4 protein-coding genes are annotated in these 24,505 nt (G+C 57.8%); all 4 read left to right on the top strand.

Translation table 11 applies throughout. The features are described 5' to 3' along the window. Nucleotides 1-52 precede the first annotated feature (52 nt). The 4 genes from ACWHYD_RS19205 to ACWHYD_RS19190 are packed head-to-tail and all read left to right on the top strand — an operon-like array spanning nt 53 to nt 24,499. A complete protein-coding gene (locus tag ACWHYD_RS19205; protein ID WP_447963618.1) occupies nt 53-1,090 on the top strand; it encodes a TauD/TfdA family dioxygenase in 1,038 nt (345 codons plus the stop codon). Beyond that, on the top strand, nt 1,081-7,617 hold the full coding sequence (locus ACWHYD_RS19200; protein WP_447963617.1) for an amino acid adenylation domain-containing protein: 6,537 nt from the start codon (nt 1,081-1,083) through the stop codon (nt 7,615-7,617). The genes ACWHYD_RS19205 and ACWHYD_RS19200 overlap by 10 nt, the downstream gene beginning before the upstream one ends. A gap of 15 nt (nt 7,618-7,632) precedes the next feature. After that, nucleotides 7,633-15,498 carry an amino acid adenylation domain-containing protein gene (locus ACWHYD_RS19195; protein WP_447963616.1) on the top strand — a complete coding sequence of 2,622 codons (7,866 nt, stop codon included), beginning with the start codon at nt 7,633-7,635 and terminating at the stop codon, nt 15,496-15,498. Then, nucleotides 15,488-24,499 (top strand): amino acid adenylation domain-containing protein, encoded by a 9,012-nt coding sequence (locus tag ACWHYD_RS19190; protein ID WP_447963615.1) that lies wholly within the window; start codon nt 15,488-15,490, stop codon nt 24,497-24,499. The genes ACWHYD_RS19195 and ACWHYD_RS19190 overlap by 11 nt, the downstream gene beginning before the upstream one ends. The last annotated feature ends 6 nt before the right edge of the window (nt 24,500-24,505 follow it).

The following is a 24,505-nucleotide window of genomic DNA, read 5'->3' as shown; positions in this document are numbered from 1 at the left end:
GGATGGGTTTAGTGGAGTGAGAAGGAATCTACAATGATCCGGAGGTGCAGTTATGAACAATGATGGTCAAACGACTTGTACCATCCCGTCGCAGGCCTGTGGGGATGGCGATCCGGCATCGATATTTTCAACTGGGCCGCTCGTCCCCGGAGTTCGTCTCCCGTTGTTGATGACGGCGCAGGAGGGACGGGATCTGGGCGAACTTTCAGCAGCTGCGCGTTGCGGTGCCGACGAGTTTTTGTCGATTCATGGGGGCGTGTTGTTTCGAGGATTACCGGTGGAATCGCCGTCGGACTTCGAATCCTTTGTGAAGGTCTTCACCCAATCGATGATCGCCTATGAATTCGGTTCTACGCCGAGGTCGCAGGTTCATCATCAGGTCTACACGTCGACGGAATATCCTTCGGATCAACATATTCCTTTGCACAACGAGCAGGCCTATACCACGGAATGGCCGATGAAGATCTGGTTTTACTGCGGCCAGCCGTCCGAGGAAGGCGGATATACGCCCATTGCCGACAGCCGGGAAGTGTTGACACGGATTCCGTCGCATATCCGGAAACGGTTTATCCGGAAAGGGGTCATGTATGTGCGTAACTATGGCAACGGGCTCGATGTGCCATGGCAAAAAGTGTTCAACACCGAGGATCGTGCCATCGTTGAGCAGTTCTGCCGGAAGAACGGGATCCTGTTCGAGTGGAAGCCGGATGGTGAACTGCGGACACGACAGATCGCGCAGGCGGTAGCGGTGCATCCCGTGACTCAGGAGGAGGTCTGGTTTAATCAGGCGCATTTGTTCCACGTCTCGAATTTGGAGCCGGACGTGCGCGAGGCACTTTTGTGCGCCGTGAGCGAGGACGAGCTTCCGCGGCATGTCTATTACGGAGACGGCACTTCCATCGAGACTGATGTATTGAATGAAATTCGCGATGTCTATCGTTGTCTCGCGGTTCAGTTCTCCTGGCAGAAAGGGGATGTGCTGATGCTGGACAATATGCTGGCGGCCCATGGACGTACGCCCTACAAGGGAAATCGACAAATCCTGGTCGCGATGGCTGAGCCGTCAGGAGCGTTGCCCGAATGCCGCTGAACGAGGAAGCTACCCGAAGCGAGACGCTGCCAGATGAGAGCGTAGAGCCGGAGCACTATGTGTTCCCGATGAGCTTTGCGCAGCGTCGATTGTGGTTTCTGTCCCAACTGGAGCCGGAGAGTGCGTCCTACAACACCGCGATTGCCGTGCGGATGAAGGGAGTGCTTGATCGCCAGGCGGTGGAAGACTCATTCAACGACATCGTGACGCGACATGAGATACTGCGCTCGACGTTCGAGTCAGCGGACGGGGATCCCGTGCAGATCATCGCGGCACAGCGTGAAGTGCATCTCAAAGTGGTCACCATTCCCAAGAGCGATGACAGGATCGAACCTGCGATCGCCGCGGAGGCACAACATCCGTTTGATCTCATGCGCGGTCCATTGATTCGCTTGTGTTTGATGGAGAGACATGCTGAGGAGCACGTCCTGGTCGTCACCCTGCACCATATTGTGTGTGACGGGTGGTCTGCTCAAATCCTGGCGAGGGAATTCGCTGCGTTCTATGCGGCCAGAATAGCGGGCATGACCCCTTCCTTGCCCCCCTTGCCGATTCAGTATGCCGATTTCGGAGAATGGCAACGGCAGTGGATGCAAGGGGCGGTGTTGGAACGTCAGTTGGTCTATTGGAAGCAACAATTGAATGGTGATTTACCTGTCCTGGAAATCCCGACCGACCGGCCGCGAACGGCAATCCAGGCCTCGTCCGGAAGCCGGCATGTTTTTATGGTGCCTGAGGGGGTCGCGAAGGAATTAGTTGCCCTCAGCCGCCGGGAAGGCGTGACATTATTCATGACGTTGCTGGGGGCCTTTCAAGTGTTGTTGCTCCGGTATACGGGTATTGAGGATGTCTGCGTCGGGACGCCCGTCGCGTGCCGGACCAGACCAGAGACCGAGGATTTGATCGGTTTTTTCGCGAATACTCTTGTTCTACGCACCGATCTTTCTGGAAATCCGCCGTTTTCCCGGTTGCTGGCACGGGTGCGTGACGTCGTCATCGGTGCCCAAGCCCACCAAGACCTTCCCTTCGAAGAACTGGTGGATGTCCTGAAGCCTTCGCGAGCCTTGAGTCACCCGCCGCTGTTTCAAGTCATGTTCGTTCTCCAGACAACGCTGTCTCAAGCTATCCGGCTTCCCGGCCTTGCCGTTGAGGTGCAAGAAGTGGATGTGGCTTCTGCCAAGTTCGACCTGTCGCTCGACATGGCTGAAACGGAACAGGGTTTGGAGGGGGCCTTCGAGTACAACACGGACCTCTTTGAGCTAACCACGATCCTCAGAATGACGGACCATTTGGTGCGGTTGCTTCAAGAGATTGTCGAGGGTCCTGAGAGGCGTGTACACGAATTGCGGTTCATGGCGCCCTCGGAATGGCGTCACGTAGTGGAGGAGAGTCGCGATTCCGAATGCTGTCCATCTGTGGTGGATGGATATGCGGATATGTTCGAGGCGCAAGTCAAGAATTCTCCCGAGGCCATTGCCGTTATTTGCGATGGGCAATCGCTGACCTATCGGGAATTGAATTGCGCCGCTAATCGAGTGGCGCATGCTCTCACGCGGGCAGGCGTGGGCGTCGAATCGATTGTCGCGGTACTTGACCATCGTGGAATTCCCTTCTTGACGATGATACTCGGGGTTCTCAAAGCGGGTGGTGTCTATCTTCCGCTCGACCCAACCCATCCGGCTCACCGCTGGAGTCGCCTCATCGAGTTGAGCCGGTCGGCGGTCGTCCTGGTGGCAGAGGGGTTCCGGCCAAGTTTACTTGACGCATCGTTAAAGCTGGCACAATCAGGCGAGATTCCTGTGCTGACGATAGAAGACATCCATGCAGAGAAGGTGTCCGAACATAACCCACTTCGCGAGTCCTCGCCGGACCAACTCGCATACATCATCTATACGTCCGGGTCCACAGGGGTGCCGAAAGGCGCGATGGTGACGCAACGGGGATTGGTCAATCACCTCATGAGCAAAGTCGCGGTCTTGGATTTAGATGCCGAGGCTGTCGTTGCGCAAACGGCGTCGGCGTGTTTCGATATTTCGGTCTGGCAATTTCTTGCGGCACTGGTGGTCGGTGGCCGTACGCTGATTGTCCTTGATGAAATCGCGCATGATCCGGCAGCACTGTTGGCCTGTCTAAATGAATCGGGTGTGACGGTCGCTGAAACTGTGCCAAGACTCTTGCAAGGCATGATCGATGCGGCAGCCGGTTCCACGGCGTTTTCTTTGCCCAAGCTTCGCTGGATACTTCCGACCGGTGAAGCGCTCCCACCGCAACTTTGTCGCGATTGGTTTGAGCGATACCCGCAGATTCCCCTGATGAATGCCTATGGGCCGGCCGAATGTGCCGATGATGTGGCCATGGCTCCGATCACCGGGCCTCCCGCACGTGAGCAAGTTTGTATGCCCATCGGTTGGCCTATTCAGAATGTCCGGCTCTATGTTGTGGATCGGTGGCTCGGACCGACTCCGATCGGTGTTCCTGGTGAACTCTGTATCGGGGGCAGTGCCGTTGGTCGAGGGTATGTGCAGGATCCGGTGCGAAGCGCTGAAGTGTTTGTCCCTGATCCATTCGAAAGAGAGCGGGGTGCGCGTCTCTATCGAACGGGTGACCGTGTATGCCGACTGGCCGATGGGAGTCTGGAATTTCTCGGTCGGTTCGATCATCAGGTGAAATTGCGGGGTGTGCGTATTGAGTTGGGTGAGATCGAGGCCCGTCTTCGCGAACTCACCGATATTCGGGATGTCGTTGTGGTTTTGCGTGAGGATTGTCCCGGCCAAAAACGATTGACGGCCTATGTGGTGACGTCCGGGGCAGGAGACAATCAGAGAAAATCCTGGCGCACGGCGTTACGGACACAGTTGCCCGACGCGATGATTCCGGCATGTTTCGTCGTTCTAGAGGCGATTCCTCGCACGTCCAACGGAAAAGTGGATCGACAGTCGTTGCCTGTTCCTGAACAGGAATTCATGCGGGAATATGTGGCGCCTGGTACACCAGGAGAGGAAACGCTGGCTGGAATCTGGGCCGATCTTTTGGGAGTCGAGCGAGTCGGAGCAGAGGATAATTTTTTCGAGCTCGGCGGAGATTCCATTCTCAGTTTACAGGTCGTGGCCCGCGCAAGAGAGAAAGGTCTATTGCTGACTCCCCGGCAGCTCTTCCAGTATCAAACCATCGCGGAACTGGCAGCTCATGCGTCCTCATCGTCTTCCACAAGGGAAGTGTCTCTCCTGAATTGGAATGCGTCCACCTTTGTCGATGACGATACTGCCGGAGCAGCGCGGCGGGCCTGTCCGGATCTGGAAGATTTCTATCCACTCAGTCCTTTACAGCAGGGACTGTTGTTTCATAGCGCGTATGCACCCCGATCCGGTGTCTACATCGAACAGATGCACTGCCGGTTGCGGGGAGAGTTGGATGGACAGGCATTCAGGAAGGCCTGGCAGCGGCTCGTGGCCCGGCACGTGGTGCTTCGGACCAGATTCATGTGGCGGGATGTGTCGTCACCGGTACAGATCGTCATGCCTTCGGCGGATCTTCCCTGGCTGGAAATCGATTGGCAGAGATATTCGGTCAGGGAGCAGGAGGAGCGCCTGCGATTATTTATCCAGGAAGACCGTCTGCAGGATTTCGACTTTGAACAGCCTCCCTTAATGCGCCTGGCTTTGATACGCGTCGCGCCGGAGACATATGAGGTGGTCTGGACCCACCATCATATCCTCATGGACGGTTGGTGCTTGCCGATTCTGCTGAGAGAAGTCCTGACCTCGTATCACGCGTCCCGATCCGGGCAAGAACCGGCGCAGGACCTTCCCGTTCCCTATCGGCATTACGTGGCCTGGCTTCAGCAACAGGATTCAGCCGCCTCGGAAGAATTTTGGCGCGCCACTCTTCAAGGATTTACCGTACCGACACTGTTGGGAGACGAAGGGAAGGCGGAGGAGTCCGATGGAGCGGGAGGGGATGGGGTATTCACGCTGGCGATCTCATCGTCAACAACTGAAGCGATTCGCGGATGCGCCCGACGATGTCAGGTCACAGAACATACCCTGGTGCAGGGAGCCTGGGCGCTGTTGTTGAGTCGATACCGCGGTGAGACGGACATCGTTTTTGGCACGACGGTTTCCGGTCGGTCCGCCGAGATCCCGGGAATCGAATCGATGGTCGGTCTCTTCATCAATACGCTGCCGCTTCGCCTGTCGGTGTCGCCGGATGCCGTCGTCCATCAATGGCTGCGGGAGATTCTCGCGCGAAACAGCGCTCTGCGGGATTATGAACAGAGTCCGTTGGCGCAGGTACAGGGATGGAGCGATGTTCCTCGCGGTCAATCGTTGTTCGAGAGTCTGCTTGTCTTCGACAACCATCCGATGGATGGAACGCTGGAGGAAGGCACGATTGGACTTGCCGTCGAACGGCCGCGATTGGAGGGACAAACGAACTACCCTTTGACGCTGAACGTTGTGCCCGGAAAGATCATGATCGTTGCATTCTGGTATCAGCGGCGGTGGTTCCGTGATGAGGTTATCACCCGTATCGCGGGCCATTTTGACACCCTTTTGGCTGCCATCGCTGAAGCGCCTCAGGCACGTCTCTCGGCGTTGCCGATGATGGAGGCAGCGGAGCGGGCGATGGTGGTGGGGGAGTGGAACGCGACGGCCCGGGCCTATCCGATGGCCCAGACGGTGCCGGAGTTGATTGCCGGGCAGGCGGTGCGGACCCCGACGGCGATCGCCGTGCGCGACGGCGCCCGGACGCTGACGTATGCCACGCTGCTGGCGCGCGCCAATCAAGTGGCCCAGACCCTTCGGGCGGAAGGCATCGGCCCGGAGTGCCTCGTGGGGATTGCCATGCAGCGTTCGCTCGACCTGGTCGTCGGCTTGCTGGGTATTCTCCAAGCGGGCGCGGCCTATGTGCCGCTCGATCCGACCTATCCCGCCGAGCGGCTCGCCTTCATGCTGGCCGACAGTCAGGTGGCGGGCTTGCTGACGCACGAGGCGCTCGTGGCTTCGTTGGGGTTTGCCGGGTCTACCCTCTGTCTGGATCGGGATTGGTCGAGCATTGAGCGACAGCCGAGCACCGCGCCGGCCGGCCGATGCCTCGACACCCAACTGGCCTACACCATCTATACCTCCGGCTCCACCGGCCACCCCAAAGGCGCGGGCAACACCCACGGGGGGTTGCGCAACCGTCTGCAGTGGATGCAGGAGGCCTATCCCTTGAGTGCGGCCGACCGGGTGCTGCAGAAAACGCCGATCAGTTTCGACGTCTCCGTGTGGGAATTCTTCTGGCCCCTTCTGGCGGGCGCCGAACTGGTCTTGGCTGCGCCGGAGGAACACAAGGACCCGGCGGCGTTGATCGCTCGGATTGTGGAGACGGGGGTGACCACACTGCATTTCGTGCCGCCGATGCTGCAGGCGTTTCTGGAGAGTCCCGGGGTGGGGCGTTGTATCACGCTCCGGCAGATCATCTGCAGCGGCGAAGCCCTGCCGGCGGCGGTGCCCGCGCAGGTGACGGCGGCCTTGCCGGCCGTGCGGCTGCACAATCTCTACGGCCCGACGGAAGCGGCCATCGACGTGACGGCCTGGAGCTGTCCGCCGAGCCCCGAGGTCACGGCGGTGCCCATTGGGCGCCCGATCGCCAACACGCAAATCTATGTGCTCGATCCGCAGGGCGAGCCGGTCCCGGTCGGCGTCCCGGGTGAACTCTATATTGGCGGGGTGGCGGTGGCGCGGGGCTATCATCGTCGGCCAGCGCTGACGGCCGAACGGTTTGTGCCCGATCCCTTCTGCGGCGTCGCGGGGCAGCGGCTCTATCGCACGGGCGATCTGGTCCGGTTCCGGGCGGATGGCGTCCTCGACTATCTGGGGCGGCTGGATCATCAGGTCAAGATCCGGGGGTTCCGGATCGAATTGGGCGAGATCGAAGAAGTCTTGCGGCAACAGCCGGGGGTGCGCGAGGCCGTCGTGGTAGCGCGGACCGAGGCGTCGGGGTTGAAACGGCTGGTGGCCTATGTGACGACCGACCCGGCGGCGGGCGTGGAGGTGGCGACCCTGCGGCAGGGGCTGGCCGACCGACTGCCGGAGTATATGGTGCCGGCGGTGATTCTCGCGCTCGCGCAACTGCCGTTGAGCCCGAATGGCAAGGTGGACCGGACGGCGTTGCCGGCACCGGAGGCGGAGAGCCAGCGGACGGGGGCGTACGAGGGGCCGCAGACGGAGACGGAGCAGACCTTAGCGGCTATCTGGGCCCAGGTGCTCGGGCTCGCACGCGTCGGCCGCCACGAGAACTTCTTTGAACTCGGCGGTGATTCGATTAACAGCCTACAGATCCTATCGCGGGCTCACCGAACAGGAATCCAATTGACCCCCAAGCAGCTCTTCGACAATCCGACGATTGCCTCTGCTGGTGCGGTGGCGGTGGTCGGCAGCGTGGCTTCGGCAGAATCATTGCCGAACGCCGCCGATCCCTCTCGAATTTCGGATGTGGAGCTGACGGAGGACGACATGCAGAACTTATTGGAAGAAATCGAATAGGGGATTTACCTGAATATGATTGATGCAATGAAGATGGATTCGACCAAGCGCAGCACCGCAAAACATATCGAAGCCATTTATCCGCTTTCGCCGATGCAGGAAGGCATGCTGTTTCACACGCTGATGAATCCGGGGACGGGTATTTATCTGATGCAGAACCGGTATTACGTGGAAGGTGACGTGGATGCAGCGGTCTTTCGCCGGGCGTGGGAACAGGTGATCGCACGGCATTCGATCTTACGCACGTCCTTTGCGTGGAAGACCCAGAAACGTCCGTTGCAGGCCGTGCACAAGCAGGTGGAAGTCCCTCTCGATGTTATGGATTGGCGTGGGACGGATCGGGTGGAGCAAATCAGCCGCCTGGATGTCCTGTTGCAACGCGAACTGGAAACAGGATTCGACTTTGCCAAAGCACCATTGATGCGATTGCGCCTGATTCGCCTGACCGACCATACCTATCAGTTTGTGCACAGTTTTCATCATATCCTTTTGGATGAATGGTGCATCTCGCCGCTGCTTATGGATTTTCTGGCTCATTATGAAGCCTGTGCACAGGGGCGGGACTGCCAGGCAGATACACCGCGTCCTTACCGGGACTACATTGCGTGGTTACAAACGCGGGATTTGGATGTCGCGCAGACCTTTTGGCGCGACTATCTCCGTGATTTCTCGACGCCAACGCCACTGGCGTACGACCGACCCCCGGAAGGTCTTGCCGATCAAAACGAAGATGCGGCGGATCATTGCGTGCATCTGAGCGCCGATACGACGGTGGCGTTGGTCTCATTGGCTCAACGGCATCGCCTGACGCCGAACACATTCGTGCAAGGCGCATGGGCGATCCTTTTGAGTTACTACAGTGGCGACCCGGACATTCTGTTCGGTGTGACCGTCGCCGGCCGGCCGACAGATCTGCTGGGTGTGGAGTCTGTGCTCGGACTATTCATCAATACGCTTCCGCTACGCGTGCGGGTTTCGCCGGACCGTCATGTTCTTCCATGGCTCAAAGATGTGTTGGCAGAAAATATACGATTGCGGGAGTTTGAATACACGCCGCTCGTCAACATTCAACGCTGTAGTGAGGTCCAACGGGGGGAAGCGCTGTTTCACAGCCTGTTCGTCTTCGAGAATGCGCCGGTCGATCCGGCGCTTTGTGATGGACGTATTATGTTTCGTGCCGAAGAAGAACAGTATCGGGTTCATACCAATTACCCCATGACGGTGATGGGCTGGCCGGGGAAAGAACTGGGACTGAAGCTGTCCTATGATCGTCGAATATTCGACTCGGAAACGGTGCTCAGAATGATCGGCCATTTGAAAAGGGTGCTGGAAGGGATGGTTCACCAGCCTGAGGCACGAATTGGCGAATTGCCGTTGCTCGGACAGGAAGAACGCACACAACTCTTGTCAACCTGGGTTGAGACGACGGCGCAGAATCCAGATGACAGGAGTTTCAGTGTCCGGTTCGAGGAGCAGGTCCGGCGGACGCCCCAGGCCCCCGCGGTTTCCTGCCAGGGGCGGGTCCTGAGTTATCACGAACTGAACCGGCAGGCCAACCGGCTCGCCCATGCGTTGGTATCGGCCGGGGTCGGCCCGGAAACCATCGTCGCTCTGTTGGACGAACGAAGTCCCGCTCTCCTCACGATGATCGTGGGTGTGTTTAAAGCCGGCGGAGCCTATCTTCCCCTGGATCCTCATCATCCTACATCGCGTCTGGTGCATGTTCTTGAACTTAGCCGGGTACCCGTGGTCGTGACGTCAGCGGGTTTGTTGAATCAGTTGACGCAAGCAGTGGCTTCCATGCCGCAGGAGTCTCGTCCCATTCTGATATCCCTGGACATGGTGTTGGCTGAGACAGGACCCGAGGAGAATCTTTCTGTGCGGGCGCGTCCTGAGCATCTCGCCTATGTCATCTATACGTCAGGCTCGACCGGCGTTCCTAAGGGGGCGATGGTTACGCAATGCGGGATGCTCAACAACATGTCGAGTAAACTCTCTTCATTGTCCATTGCCTCTACCGACGTGATAGCGCAGACGGCTTCGCAATGTTTCGATATTTCAGTCTGGCAATTCTTGACGGCGCTCGTATGCGGAGCGCATACGCATATCGTGCCGGACGAAATCATCCGCGATCCTGAGAAGCTGTTGCCGCATCTGGAAGAGGCGGAAATCAATATTTTCGAGACGGTTCCCGCATTGCTGCAGGCATTACTGGACACCAGTCGCGCGTCCGGTTCGACAAGGTCTCTGTCCCGACTGCGCTGGGTCTTACCGACGGGAGAAGTTCTTCCGGCGGCACTCTGTCGTCAATGGTTCGTGCAATACCCGCAGATTCCTCTGATGAACGCGTATGGACCGGCCGAATGTGCCGATGATGTGGCGGTGCATCCGATCCTGACTCCTCCCCCTGAAGATCTGCTCCATGTTCCCATCGGTCGGGCGATTTCCAATATCCGGCTCTATATCGTGAATCGTTTCCTTTCTCCGGTTCCCGCGGGTGTGTCGGGAGAGCTGTGTGTCGGAGGCATTGGCGTGGGACGGGGATATTTGCAGGATCCATGGCGAACAGCCGAATCCTTCGTGCCGGATCCCTTCGGTACGGACCAGGGTGGGCGTCTTTATCGCACGGGCGATCTCGCGCGATATCGGAAAGATGGCACGATAGAATATTTGGGACGCCTGGACCATCAAGTCAAAATTCGAGGATTCCGGATTGAGCTCGGTGAAATCGAAACGCATCTGAACCGTCACGGATCTATTCGAGATGCCGTGGTCGTGGTGCGCGAAGATAGACCGGGAGACAGGCGGCTGGTCGCCTATGTCGTTAATCGTGGAACGGAACAGCTCGATCACGCTGCGTTGCGAGAGTTTTTGGAGGACCAGCTTCCTGAATACATGGTCCCTGCGTTGTTTGTGCCGCTCGATACGTTGCCGAGGACGGTCAATGGAAAAGTCGATCGCAGGGCCTTGCCGGCCCCTGGTGCGGATGATCATCTCGCACAAGGTTATGTCGCGCCTCGTACGACGACGGAAGAGTTGTTAGCCGACATGTGGGTCGATATTCTTGCCGTAGATCGTGTTGGGGTACACGACCATTTCTTTGAGTTAGGTGGGCATTCTCTGCTTGCGACTCAAATTGTGTCGCGAATCCGTATCGCCTTTCATATCGAGCTCCCGCTCAGGACTCTGTTCGATTCCCCCACAGTGTCGGAACTGGCTGTGGCTGTGGAGGCGATGCGGGGAAAAGAAGCCGGACCTCAACCACCCTCCATTGTTCCTGTGCCCAGAACTGGCCCTCTTCCGCTTTCATTCGCACAACAGCGGCTCTGGTTTTTGGCGCAGCTGGAATCGGACAGCTGGTTTTACAATCTCTCGTTCGGTATTCGAGTGACCGGTCCGTTGGATGCAGGGGCATTGCAGGCAAGTTTTGACGCCGTGGCTCGTCGTCATGACATGCTGCGCACCATTTTCACGGTGAGCAATGGCCGACCGTCGCAAGTGATTGAAGAGTCTCTGCCGACACCCTTTGCCTGTATTGTCATCGCTCCCCCTTCAGGCATTGAAACGGAGCAAAAGGTGCAGCGGGTAGTCGCCGAAGAGGCCCGGCACGTATTTAAAATGGAAGGTAGCCTACTCTGGCGTGCGCGGTTGTTTCAGTTGAACGAGCAGGATCATGTCTTGATGGTGACGCTGCACCATGCCATCGCGGATGGCTGGTCGCTGAATCTACTGCTGGCCGACATGATTTCCTCGTACGTCGCATTGCGAACCGGCCGGCCGTCTCCACTCCATGCGCCCCGGCTACAGTATGCGGACTATGCGCAGTGGCAGCGCGAATGGCTTGCCGGCGAGGTTCTGGAGCGGCAGCTCGAATATTGGAAACAGACACTGAGCGGGGCTCCTGCGGTCCTCGCCTTGCAAACCGACCATGTTCGTCCGTCCGTTCAAACGTTCCGCGGTGCACGGCATGTCATCACGATCCCAAGCCCCCTGACGGCTGCCCTGCATGCCATCGGCAGGCGTCAAGGGGCGACATTGTTCATGACCTTGTTAGCCGCATTCCAGGTGCTGTTGTACCGATACAGCGGAGAAACGGATCTCTCGATTGGTACGCCGATTGCGAATCGGACCAGCCTTGAGACGGAGGAGCTCATTGGGTTTTTCGTCAATACCCTGGTGCTTCGGACCGATCTCGGTGGTAATCCGCGTTACATCGATCTGTTGAGCCGTGTCCGTGAGGTTGTTCTGGGGGCGCAAAGCCATCAGGACCTGCCATTTGAGCACGTCGTTGATGCGTTGCGTCCGACCCGGGATTTAAGCCATCCACCGCTATTTCAGGTGATGTTTGCTCTTCAGACACTGAGTGCCCAGACGCCTGATCCCCCCGATCTGAAGCTTGAGATGATTGAAATGGACCCGGGCAGCGCCAAGTTTGACCTGTCGTTGGAAATGACGCTTGAGCCGAATGGGCTCACGGGATTTTTTGAATACAACACGGATCTGTTCGAGTCATCCACCATTCGGCGAATGGCCGGTCATTTTCAGTCAATTTTGGAAGCAATCGTCATCCAACCGGAGCAACGTCTCTCGGCGTTGCCGATGATGGAGGCAGCGGAGCGGGCGGTGGTGGTGGGGGAGTGGAACGCGACGGCCCGGGCCTATCCGATGGCCCAGACGGTGCCGGAGTTGATTGCCGGGCAGGCGGTGCGGACCCCGACGGCGATCGCCGTGCGCGACGGCGCCCGGACGCTGACGTATGCCACGCTGCTGGCGCGCGCCAATCAAGTGGCCCAGACCCTTCGGGCGGAAGGCATCGGCCCGGAGTGCCTCGTGGGGATTGCCATGCAGCGTTCGCTCGACCTGGTCGTCGGCTTGCTGGGTATTCTCCAAGCGGGCGCGGCCTATGTGCCGCTCGATCCGACCTATCCCGCCGAGCGGCTCGCCTTCATGCTGGCCGACAGTCAGGTGGCGGGCTTGCTGACGCACGAGGCGCTCGTGGCTTCGTTGGGGTTTGCCGGGTCTACCCTCTGTCTGGATCGGGATTGGTCGAGCATTGAGCGACAGCCGAGCACCGCGCCGGCCGGCCGATGCCTCGACACCCAACTGGCCTACACCATCTATACCTCCGGCTCCACCGGCCACCCCAAAGGCGCGGGCAACACCCACGGGGGGTTGCGCAACCGTCTGCAGTGGATGCAGGAGGCCTATCCCTTGAGTGCGGCCGACCGGGTGCTGCAGAAAACGCCGATCAGTTTCGACGTCTCCGTGTGGGAATTCTTCTGGCCCCTTCTGGCGGGCGCCGAACTGGTCTTGGCTGCGCCGGAGGAACACAAGGACCCGGCGGCGTTGATCGCTCGGATTGTGGAGACGGGGGTGACCACACTGCATTTCGTGCCGCCGATGCTGCAGGCGTTTCTGGAGAGTCCCGGGGTGGGGCGTTGTATCACGCTCCGGCAGATCATCTGCAGCGGCGAAGCCCTGCCGGCGGCGGTGCCCGCGCAGGTGACGGCGGCCTTGCCGGCCGTGCGGCTGCACAATCTCTACGGCCCGACGGAAGCGGCCATCGACGTGACGGCCTGGAGCTGTCCGCCGAGCCCCGAGGTCACGGCGGTGCCCATTGGGCGCCCGATCGCCAACACGCAAATCTATGTGCTCGATCCGCAGGGCGAGCCGGTCCCGGTCGGCGTCCCGGGTGAACTCTATATTGGCGGGGTGGCGGTGGCGCGGGGCTATCATCGTCGGCCAGCGCTGACGGCCGAACGGTTTGTGCCCGATCCCTTCTGCGGCGTCGCGGGGCAGCGGCTCTATCGCACGGGCGATCTGGTCCGGTTCCGGGCGGATGGCGTCCTCGACTATCTGGGGCGGCTGGATCATCAGGTCAAGATCCGGGGGTTCCGGATCGAATTGGGCGAGATCGAAGAAGTCTTGCGGCAACAGCCGGGGGTGCGCGAGGCCGTCGTGGTAGCGCGGACCGAGGCGTCGGGGTTGAAACGGCTGGTGGCCTATGTGACGACCGACCCGGCGGCGGGCGTGGAGGTGGCGACCCTGCGGCAGGGGCTGGCCGACCGACTGCCGGAGTATATGGTGCCGGCGGTGATTCTCGCGCTCGCGCAACTGCCGTTGAGCCCGAATGGCAAGGTGGACCGGACGGCGTTGCCGGCACCGGAGGCGGAGAGCCAGCGGACGGGGGCGTACGAGGGGCCGCAGACGGAGACGGAGCAGACCTTAGCGGCTATCTGGGCCCAGGTGCTCGGGCTCGCACGCGTCGGCCGCCACGAGAACTTCTTTGAACTCGGCGGTGATTCGATTCTCGCATTGCAAGTCATCGCTCAAGGGAAAGAGGAAGGTCTCGTTTTCACTCCACGGCAATTGTTCCAGCATCAGACGATTGCGGCACTCAGCATTGCCGAAGGGGAAGAGAAGAACCTTGTCCGCGAAATCCATGCGGAGCAGGGAATTGTCACGGGAGAAGTACCCGTCACCCCTGTGCAACAGTGGTTTTTCGAACAAAACCTGCCGAATCCGCACCATTGGAATCAATCCATTCTGGTCGCCGTGCAGGGCACTCTCGATCAAGCGGCATTGGAACTTGCCGTGGACCATGTTCTTGCACATCACGATATTCTGCGTGCGAGATTTTCCAGAGGGACCGCGTGGAGCCAGAAGATCAGAATGCCACAGGACGGAATGACGATTCCTCGGGTTGATCTTTCAGAGTTGCCCGAAGACCGGCAAACGCAGGCCCTGTCATTCAAGGCGAGTGAATATCAGCGGAGCCTTCATCTGGACCAGGGTCCGGTTTTTCAGGTCGTGAGATTCGACCTCGGAGATACTCGTCCGACCAGGCTTTTGCTCATCGCTCATCATCTGGTCATCGATGGCGTGTCATGGCGAATACTCCTTGAGGACCTTCAGACGGCCTATATGCAACAACTGGAAAGAGGTTTCATTCGTCTTCCGGAGAAGACCTCCTCGTTCAAACAATGGGCGGAACGCTTGCTGGAGTTTGCTGAGTCGGATGCGCTTCGACTCGAACTCGAATACTGGGATCATCCTGAAAGACGGGATGTACCATCGGTTCCTGTTGATTATTCTGATGGCGATCGGACCGAACAGACGGTTGAGGCGATTGCATGTTCGCTAACTGAAGAAGAGACGGAGTCCTTATTGCGGAATGCGCCGGCTGCCTACCAGACTCAGATTAACGATCTTCTTTTGACCGCATTGGCGCAGACCTTTGCCGAGTGGACAGGTCGCGACCGGCTGCTTGTCGACCTGGAATGGCACGGGCGGGAAGATCTTTTTCCCGATCTCGATATTTCCAGGACCGTCGGATGGTTCACGAGTATCTTTCCGGTTGCGCTCGCGCTTCCGCAAGGTTCTGCCGGAAATGCGTTGAAGAGCATTAAAGAACAGCTGCGAAGGGTTCCTTCCGGCGGAGTCGGGTATGGGGCACTCAGATATCTGTCGTCCTTCATCGGGGCGGATCTGTTACGGACTCAATTGCCGGCACAGGTCTGCTTCAACTATCTGGGCCAGCTTGATCAGGGTGTCGTCAACCGTCGGTTTTTCGCGCTTGCGCACGAATCGACCGGAGTCGAACATGATCCGACCAATCCCATGCGTTACGAATTAACGATCAGCGTGGAAATTGTGGCAGGACGCCTGGGCATGACGTGGAGCTACAGCCGGGCGCGCTATCGGCGGACGACCATTGAGGCACTTGGCGCGTCCTATCGGCGACATCTTTGTGAATTAATTACCCATTGTCTGTCACTCGACGCCGGAGGCTATACCCCGTCTGATTTTCCGGATGTCGATATCGAACAAGGCGCCCTCGACGCCATTTTAGAGAAGGTGGAACGAAGCCATGCGAGATAAACCCGATATCGAGTCAATGTATTATCTGTCTCCGCTTCAGCAGGGACTGTTGTTCCATCGGATAGCTGATGCCGGAGCAGACCCGTATTTCTATCAGTATGTCTACTCGCTGAAAGGTGCCTTGCGTCCGGACGCCTTCGATCGGGCTTGGCAGGCGGTCGTGAAGCGCCATTCCATTCTTCGTACTGCGTTTGTCTGGGAAGGGGTGGACAAGCCTGTGCAGGTGGTGCGCCGGGAAGCGTCCCTGTCGATCGAACGACACGATTGGCGTGAGGTTCCGGAAGTGGAGCATCATCGAATGCTTCAGTCGTTGTTGGATCTGGACCGTTCGTCCGGCTGGGATTTTCTCATGCCACCCCTCATGCGGTTGCATCTGGTTCGGACGAAAGCAGAGAAATGGCTGCTTATCAACAGTCATCATCATATTTTGCTGGACGGATGGAGCATGGCGCTGCTGCTTAAAGATGTGTTGGCTGCCTATGAGGCGGCGGTGGAGGGGCGAACTTTTGCGTTCACGGCTTCCCGCCCCTATCGGGATTACATTTCCTGGCTAAACCGGCAGGATATGCAGCAAGCAGAGTCCTATTGGCGTGAAGCCTTAAAGGGATTCTCAACACCGACGACGCTGTCCATTGAACCGCCTCAGGATCATGAGGAGGAGAATTCGCTTCCTTTCGCCGAACAGTCCTTGCGGATCTCATCTCCGCGAACGACTACTCTCCAGTCTTTCTGCCGGCAATTGCGGATCACATTGAATACGATGATCCAGGGAGCCTGGGCGTTATTGCTCCATCGATACAGCGGAGAATCCGATGTCCTGTTCGGGGCTACGGTTTCGGGTCGACCGGCAGATCTGCCTGGAGTGGCCGAGATGGTCGGACTGTTCATCAACACGGTGCCGATTCGGGTGGCCATCCATCCCGACATGGCTCTTTCTACATGGCTTCGAGGTGTGCAGGAACAGAATAGCCTTCTCCGCCAGTACGAATGGACGCCGCTCGCGAGCATTCAACGATGGAGTGAAACCGCAGGGGGTCTCGCGTTGTTCGATAGTCTGTTGGTTTTCGAAAGTTACCCCGAAATGGATGCCGGCGATTTTCCGCAGGCCCTGACGGTTGAACCCGTTTCTATCCACGAGAGTGGGGCCTATACCCTGACGACCGGCCGTAACAACTATCCCCTTTCACTGATGGTCGAACCTGGCAGGGAAACTAAGTTGATCGTCTCTTACGCCTATCGTCGCTTCGGGCACGCCGCAGTGTCCAGGCTCTTGCGTCATCTCGATAGACTCCTGGATAACATGATGACCGCATCTGAGAGACCGCTTCGGGACATCTCCCTCCTCCCTGAGGCAGAGCGCCGGCAATTGACGGCATGCAATCGAGTCGCTTCGCCGTCGCCTGCATTCGATGTCTGCGTGCACACGTTGATCGAGGCGCAAGTTCAGGCACGGCCCGATGCTCTTGCGGTGGAGACGGCATTCGAGCGCCTGAGTTATCGGGAATTGGACCGTCGGGCCAATCGTCTCGCTCATTATCTTCAGGAACGCGGTGTGAAGCCGGAAGTACGAGTAGCCATATGCCTCGAACGATCGGTGGATCTGGTGATTGCCTTGCTGGCGGTGCTCAAGGCGGGCGGGGCCTATGTCCCGATGGATCCAGGTTTTCCCGAAGCGCGATTAGCACAGATGGTGACCGATAGTGCTGCAGTGGTCGTTCTTAGCAACAGCAGTCAGGCAGAGAAGTTTTCCGGGTTTAAAGATGACCTCGTGCTTCTCGATCAAATGGTCGGAGATATTGCACAGCGGGATGATCATCGGCCGTCAACGGCAGTCATGTCCCAGAACTTGGCCTATGTTATTTACACTTCCGGCTCGACCGGTCAGCCCAAAGGCGTTGCGGTAGAGCATCGCCAGATTGTGCAGTATGTTCGCACGGTGATGGATCGTCTGGCGCTTCCCGTCGAGGCTGGAATGGCTGCGGTCTCGACGGTGGCGGCAGATCTTGGGAATACCGCACTGTTCGGTGCACTCTGCTCAGGGCGGTCGCTTCATCTGCTTTCGGCGGATCATGGGTTTGATCCCAATGCGATGGCAGCCTACATGCACGATCATGCAGTCGATGTACTGAAGATCGTGCCCAGTCATTTACACGGACTGCTCAGTGCCGAATATCCCGAGCGGGTTCTGCCGAGGCGTTGTCTGATTTTGGGTGGAGAAGCCGTTCGTCCGGACTTAATCGAACGGGTCAGGACGCTGGTGCCGGAATGTGCCATCGTCAACCACTATGGTCCGACTGAAACGACAGTCGGGGTGTTAACACACCGGGTGGAAGGTGTGAGTCCTGACGAAAGGGGAGTGCCCATTGGGCGGCCGCTGCCTTCCACACAAGTCTATGTGCTGGATCCTCAGGGACAGCAGGTTCCGATCGGCATACCTGGCGAGTTGTATATCGGTGGGGGACAAATCACTCGGGGTTATCTCGGACGTCCCGATATCACAGCGGAACGGTTTATTCCCGATGCGTTCGGAGGAGGGGCGGGGCACCGCCTCTATCGCACAGGCGACCGGGTACGTGTTCGCACCGACGGCGCGATCGAATTTCTTGGACGAGTAGATAATCAAACCAAGGTCCGTGGTTTCCGCATCGAGCTCGGCGAAATCGATGCTCATCTTCGCCTCGAGCCTTCCATTGCAGAAGCGGTGACGGTGGTCCCCGAAGCACCGGACGGCGCACGGCAATTGGTGGCCTATGTCGTGGGAAATTCGACTATCGATACCTCCGCCATACGAGATCGGCTGGCACTCCGGCTTCCCGAATATATGGTTCCGCAGACGATCGTTGCGCTTGACGCTTTGCCGTTGACCCCCAACGGCAAAGTGGATCGGACGGCGCTTCAAAATTTGAAGCAGCATTTATCCTTTGACGATGCGACGTTTGTGGCTCCCCGCAATCCCATTGAAGAGATTCTGGCTGCCGTTTGGACGGATGTCCTTCGTGTCGAACGAGTCGGTGTGCATGACAACTTTTTTGCGTTGGGAGGGGACTCGATTCGGACGTTGCAAGTGATTGCGCGTGCCAATCAGCAGGGTGTGAAGCTGACCCCCAAACAATTGTTCGAACATCAGACCGTTGCGACGGCCGCCGCCGTCGCGCACTGGAAGGACATGGCGCTTTCACACACTCACGCGGGGCCGGATAATTTATCGCTCGACAGGCCTCCGGCCCATAGCCAGGGCGCGAGTGAGAGTATTCAACAGATTCCAACACAAACGTCCACTGAACAGTTGCGTCCGGTATATCCTCTGTCGGGAGTCGAACCGGACCGATTGCTTGAATTACGAGATGACTGGGCCGGCATCGAAGATTGTTATCCCCTGTCGCCGATGCAGGAAGGCATGCTGTTTCACTCATTGATGAATCCCGGATCTGGGATGTATTTGATGCAGCAGCACTATGTCTGGGAAGGCCGGATGGATCGTGACGCCTTCGGTCGGGCCTGGCAGCGCGTCATCGACCGACACCCTATTTTACGTACATCCTTCATGTGGAAGGACCTCAATCGGCCGTTGCAACTCGTGCACCGTCGTGTGAATGCGGGGGAGGTCATTGAGGACCTGGATTGGTCACACCTGAGCGAGGAGAAACAGCGGGTGCAGATGACAAGTGCCCTGGAACAGGAGCTCACCGTGGGTTTGGAGTTTACCCGTGCCCCTCTTATGCGGATCCGGCTCGTACACCAGGGCGACGATCGATGGACCATTGTGCGCAGCTTCCATCATATCCTCACTGATGACTGGTGTTTTTCTCTCCTGATGATGGATTTCATGGAGCATTATGAAGCGTTCGTGGAAGGCCGGGATCTCAATGTGGCCTCACCCCCTCCCTATCGAGAGTATATTGCGTGGATTCAGCGACAGGATCTTGGTGCCGCCCGGCGGTTCTGGGAATCGGAATTGGCCGGATTCACGATCCCGACTCCCCTCGGCATCGAGTGCCTGGAACGCGACGTTCCTCTCACGGAGTCGTCTGTGGGCGATGTGTATATGGAATTGTCGCCCGAGGTCTCCCGACGGCTGCAGGATCTGGCGCAGAGGTATCAATTGACTCCGAACACCTTTCTCCAAGGGGCATGGTCCATCCTGCTCGCCAGATATAGCGGTGAAGAAGATGTGCTGTTCGGAGTGACGGTCGCCGGCCGCCCTACCGATCTCCCTGGTGTTGAAGCGATCATGGGTTTGTTCATCAATACTCTGCCGCTTCGCGTGACGGTCCGTCCCCAGATTCCATTGATGACCTGGCTCAAAGACCTACTGGCCGCAAATTACCGGATCCGCCAGTACGAGTATGCGCCGTTGGTTCAGATTCAACAGTGGAGCGAAGTGCCTCCGGGACAAGCGCTGTTCCGAAGTTTGCTGGTTTTTGAAAATGCCCCGAAGGATTCACGGTTGGGCGAGGATCGCCAGGACCGTGTCATTTCGTACGAGCACGACCGCGTGCATACGAACTATCCAGTGACGGTGGTCGGTTATCCTGGAGACCAGATGGGTGTCCGGCTGTCCTATGACCGGCGAATTCTGGAACATGTTGCGGTCGAGCGGATGCTGGGCCACCTCAAAGTATTGTTAGAAGCGATGGCGGCTTCTCCCGATGCCAACATCCATGAACTTCCGATGGTTGGAGACGCGGAACGACAACGCATCCTGATGGACTGGAACGATACCGATCGGGTGGAAAAGATTGAGGAGCAGTATCCGGCCTTGTTCGAAGCCCAAGTGGTGCAGACACCCGAGGCGATTGCCGTACAAAGCGGAAGCCATAGTCTCAGCTATAAGGACCTTAATCGTGCCGGGAACCGAATTGCCCATGCCTTGCGAGCTTTGGAGACGGGACCTGACACGCTCGTAGCCGTACTCGATGAACGCGGGCTCACGCTCATGTCGATGATCATTGGCATCCTGAAGGCGGGTGGTGCCTATGTTCCCTTGGATTTGCACCACCCTGTCGAGCGCATCGCCCATGTGCTTTCCGCCAGCCGGACACGAGTCGTCGTGAGCCGGGAGGGACATTCCGGATTGCTGGCTAAGGTGGTTGCACTTCTCCCCAAGGAGCGAAAGCCGAAAATTCTTATACTGGAACGGATGGCCTTGGAGAACTGGCCCGAAGAGAATCCCAGTCCGATCGACGTACGAAACCATCTTGCCTATGTCATCTATACATCGGGGTCGACCGGTTTCCCCAAGGGCGCCATGGTCGATTGCAAGGGGATGCTGAATCATCTCACGAGCAAGGTTCCGACGTTACGCCTCGGTCCTGCGGATATCGTGGCTCAGACCGCATCACAATGTTTCGATATTTCCGTATGGCAGTTTCTCTCTCCGATTTTGTGCGGTGCCTGTGTTCACATCGTTGGGGACGATGTGGTTCGGGATCCTGAGCGGCTTCTGCAAGAAGTGGCAGGCCGGAAAATCACGGTGCTGGAGGTCGTCCCGTCTCTCTTATCCAGCATGTTGGAATGTTCTCCCTTGCCGTTGACGCGCCTGCGATGGCTTCTTCCGACGGGAGAGGCCCTATCTCCCGAGTTGTGTCGCCGATGGTTATCCCGGTATCCGCATGTCCCGCTCGTGAATGCTTATGGACCTGCGGAATGTTCTGACGATGTGGCCATCGCGTGTATTGAGCATATGCCGAGCGAACCAATGACTCGAATGCCTATCGGGAGGCCGATCAATGGGGTGCGTCTGTACATCGTCGATCGCCATCTCGAACCTGTGCCGGCAGGTGTCGCCGGTGAGCTCTGTGTGGGCGGCGCGGCCGTGGGGCGCGGATATGTGTACGATCCCGCCCGAACTGCCGAAGTGTTCGTGCCGGACCCATTTTGTTGCGAGAGTGGCGGACGTCTGTACCGGACAGGAGATCTTGCACGCCATCGATCCGACGGGATGATTGAATTTATCGGCCGCCGCGACTATCAAGTCAAGATCCGCGGTTTCCGTATTGAATTGGGTGAGATCGAAGCTCGGTTGTCCCAACATCAGGACATTGCGCGTTGTGTCGTGGTTGTCAGGGAAGACCAGCCGGGACGGAAACAGTTGGTTGCCTATGTCGTGACGACTCAGCCATTGACTGGCGAAGCGCTCCGTATGTTTGTCAGACAGGCATTGCCGGACTATATGGTGCCGGTGGCCGTTGTATTTCTCGCTTCGCTGCCTTTGACCCCTAACGGGAAAATCAACCGGAAAGCGTTGCCTGCGCCGGAAAGCGATCAAACTGAGGAGACATGGGAGGCACCGGCCACCCCGACACAGGATCTCGTCGCGGGAATTTGGTCGGAGGTTCTCGGAACGGATCGCGTCGGACGAGGGGATCAGTTTTTCGAGCTTGGCGGCCATTCCCTCTTGGCTACCCAAGTGGTGTCCCGCGTGCGGGCGGCGTTTCAACTCGAACTTCCACTCCGGTGTCTCTTTGATTTTCCGACGGTGGAGGAATTTGCCGCCGCCATCGATCGGGCCGGGGCTCAGGAAGCAGGCGCATTGGCCCCGCCGATTGTGCCTGTGGTGCGGACGGAACGCCTCCCGCTTTCATTTGCGCAACAGAGACTCTGGTTCCTGGCTCAAATGGATCCTGAAAGCGGAGCCTATAACCTTCCCTTTGCGTTGCGGTTGGAAGGGTCTTTGAACCGTGCCGCGCTAGAAGAGAGTTTTGTGGAACTGGTCCGCCGGCATGAAACATTACGAACCACGTTCCCATCGCTCGATGGTGAAGCGCGACAGGTCATCGTTCCATCGGAACGCTTTGCGCTTGAGACCGAAGATCTGACGGGGTGTCCTGAAGAAGAGCGGGCGGCTACGATCATGCAATATGCGCAGGGAGAAGCGCATCGGCCGTTCGCGTTAGAGCGTGATTTGCCGATTCGCGCCAGATTGTTACGATTGAAGCCTGATGAGCACATTTTGCTGGTGACCGTTCATCACATAGCCGCGGATGCCTGGTCGCTGGCTCTCGTCACGAATGAGGTGGCCACCGTGTATACGGCACGGGTCGATGCGCTGGCCAGGCCATCTGAAGACTCCACCATGTCGATGAAGGGACGTCTTCCGGACCTGCCGGTTCAGTATAGTGATTTTTCATCATGGCAGCGTGAGTGGCTGCAGGGCACGCGTTTGGAAAAGGAAGTCGGTTATTGGAAGCAACGTTTGGGATCCAATCCGCCGCAATTGGCGTTGCGGACCGATCATCCTCGCCCGGATGTTCAGACATATCGCGGCGGTCGTCTCACGTTTCTCATTCCAAAGGAAGTGAGCGAACCATTGAGAGCGCTAAGCCGTCGGCAGGGGGCGACGGTTTTTATGACGCTGTTGGCGGCATTTCAGGTGTTGCTGGCCCGTTCTACCGGACAAACCGATATTCTCGTCGGCACAGATGTGGCCAATCGAAATCGCCACGAGACCGAACATCTGGTCGGATTCTTCGTGAATCTTCTTCCGTTACGGACGGATGTGAGCGGCAATCCGTCGTTCATCGACTTGTTGGGACGTGTGCGTGAAGTCGCATTGGGAGCTTACGCGCATCAGGATGTCCCTTTTGAAAAGATCGTTGAGGCTCTCAAATTGTCGCGGGATCTCAGCCGGAACCCTTTGGTGCAAGTCTTGTTTGTCCTGCAGAACGTTCCCCCTCCCTCGTTGCAACTTCCCGATTTACATGTGGAGTCGTTGGAATTTGAACATGATGTCTCACGGTTCGATCTTGGGTTATTTATGGAGGAGACGGAAGAGGGCTTCGCTGGTGTCTGGAAATTCAGTCGTGATCTCTTTGAGCCCGAGACCATCGCTCTGTTCGCGCAGCGTTTTATCACTCTGCTCCGGCAAATCGTGATGTCGCCTGATCGTAGAATAGACCACCTGGATTTACTGAGTGCGGAAGATAAGGAGGTGCGCATCATGGAAGCTAAGCAACGGGAAGAGGGAAAATTTCAACGATTTAAAAACATCAAGCCGAAGACCGTCGCATTGTCACAGCGCACTCTGGTAACGAGTCAGCCGCTTTTGCCCGATCGTGCGCTTCCGCTGCTGTTCTCTCCTGCGGTGGATGATGTCGATCTAGCCGGTTGGGCTCAGTCGAATCAGACCATGCTTCAGCGCGACTTATTGAAGCATGGTGCACTGCTCTTCAGGGGATTTTCGACGCGAACGGTTGCAGACTTCGAGGCGGCCGCACAGGCTGTCTGCCCTCACCTATTCGGTGAGTATGGTGATTTGCCTCGTGAGAAAAGCGGGCGTCACGTCTATGGGTCCACTCCGTACCCTCCGGATAAGGCGATTCTCTTTCACAATGAAAGCTCGCACATGCATCGCTGGCCCCAAAAACAATTCTTTTTTTGTATGCAGGCCGCCCCTGAAGGAGGTGAGACTCCGATTGCCGATTGTCGAACCATGTATCAGAGTCTTCGTCCTGAACTCCGCGACCGGCTCCAGTCGAAACAGCTTATGTACGTGCGAAATTTTACTCCCGGGGTCGATGTCAGTTGGCAGGATTTCTTTCGAACTTCCGACCAATCTGTCGTCGAAGAAATGTGTGCCAGGAACGGTATGGAATGTCTGTGGATGGAGAACGACTCGTTGCGCACCAGACAGGTCTGCCCGGCGGTGATCGAGCATCCCAAAACAGGCGAGCGGGTGTTCTTCAATCAGATCCAACTTCATCATGTGTCCTGTCTGGAACCGGCGGTGCGAGAGTCGCTGGTATCAATGCTCGGAATGGAGTCGATTCCGCGCAATGTCTACTATGGTGACGGCTCTCCCATCGACGATGCGATTGTCGCGGATATTGGTGAGCTGTATGAACGGACGGCGGTGCGGTTTCGCTGGCAGGAGGGAGATCTTCTCATGCTGGACAATATGCTTGTGGCACATGCCCGCGATCCCTTTGCCGGCCCCCGCAAGATCCTCGTCGCGATGGGAGACATGATCAGCCAGGCCACTTTTCAATCCGTTACCGTATAGGAAGAC

The sequence above is a fragment of the Nitrospira sp. Ecomares 2.1 genome (assembly GCF_965152585.1).
The sequence above is the reverse complement of the archived record's forward strand: the minus strand, read 5'-3'. Positions and strand labels throughout refer to the sequence as shown.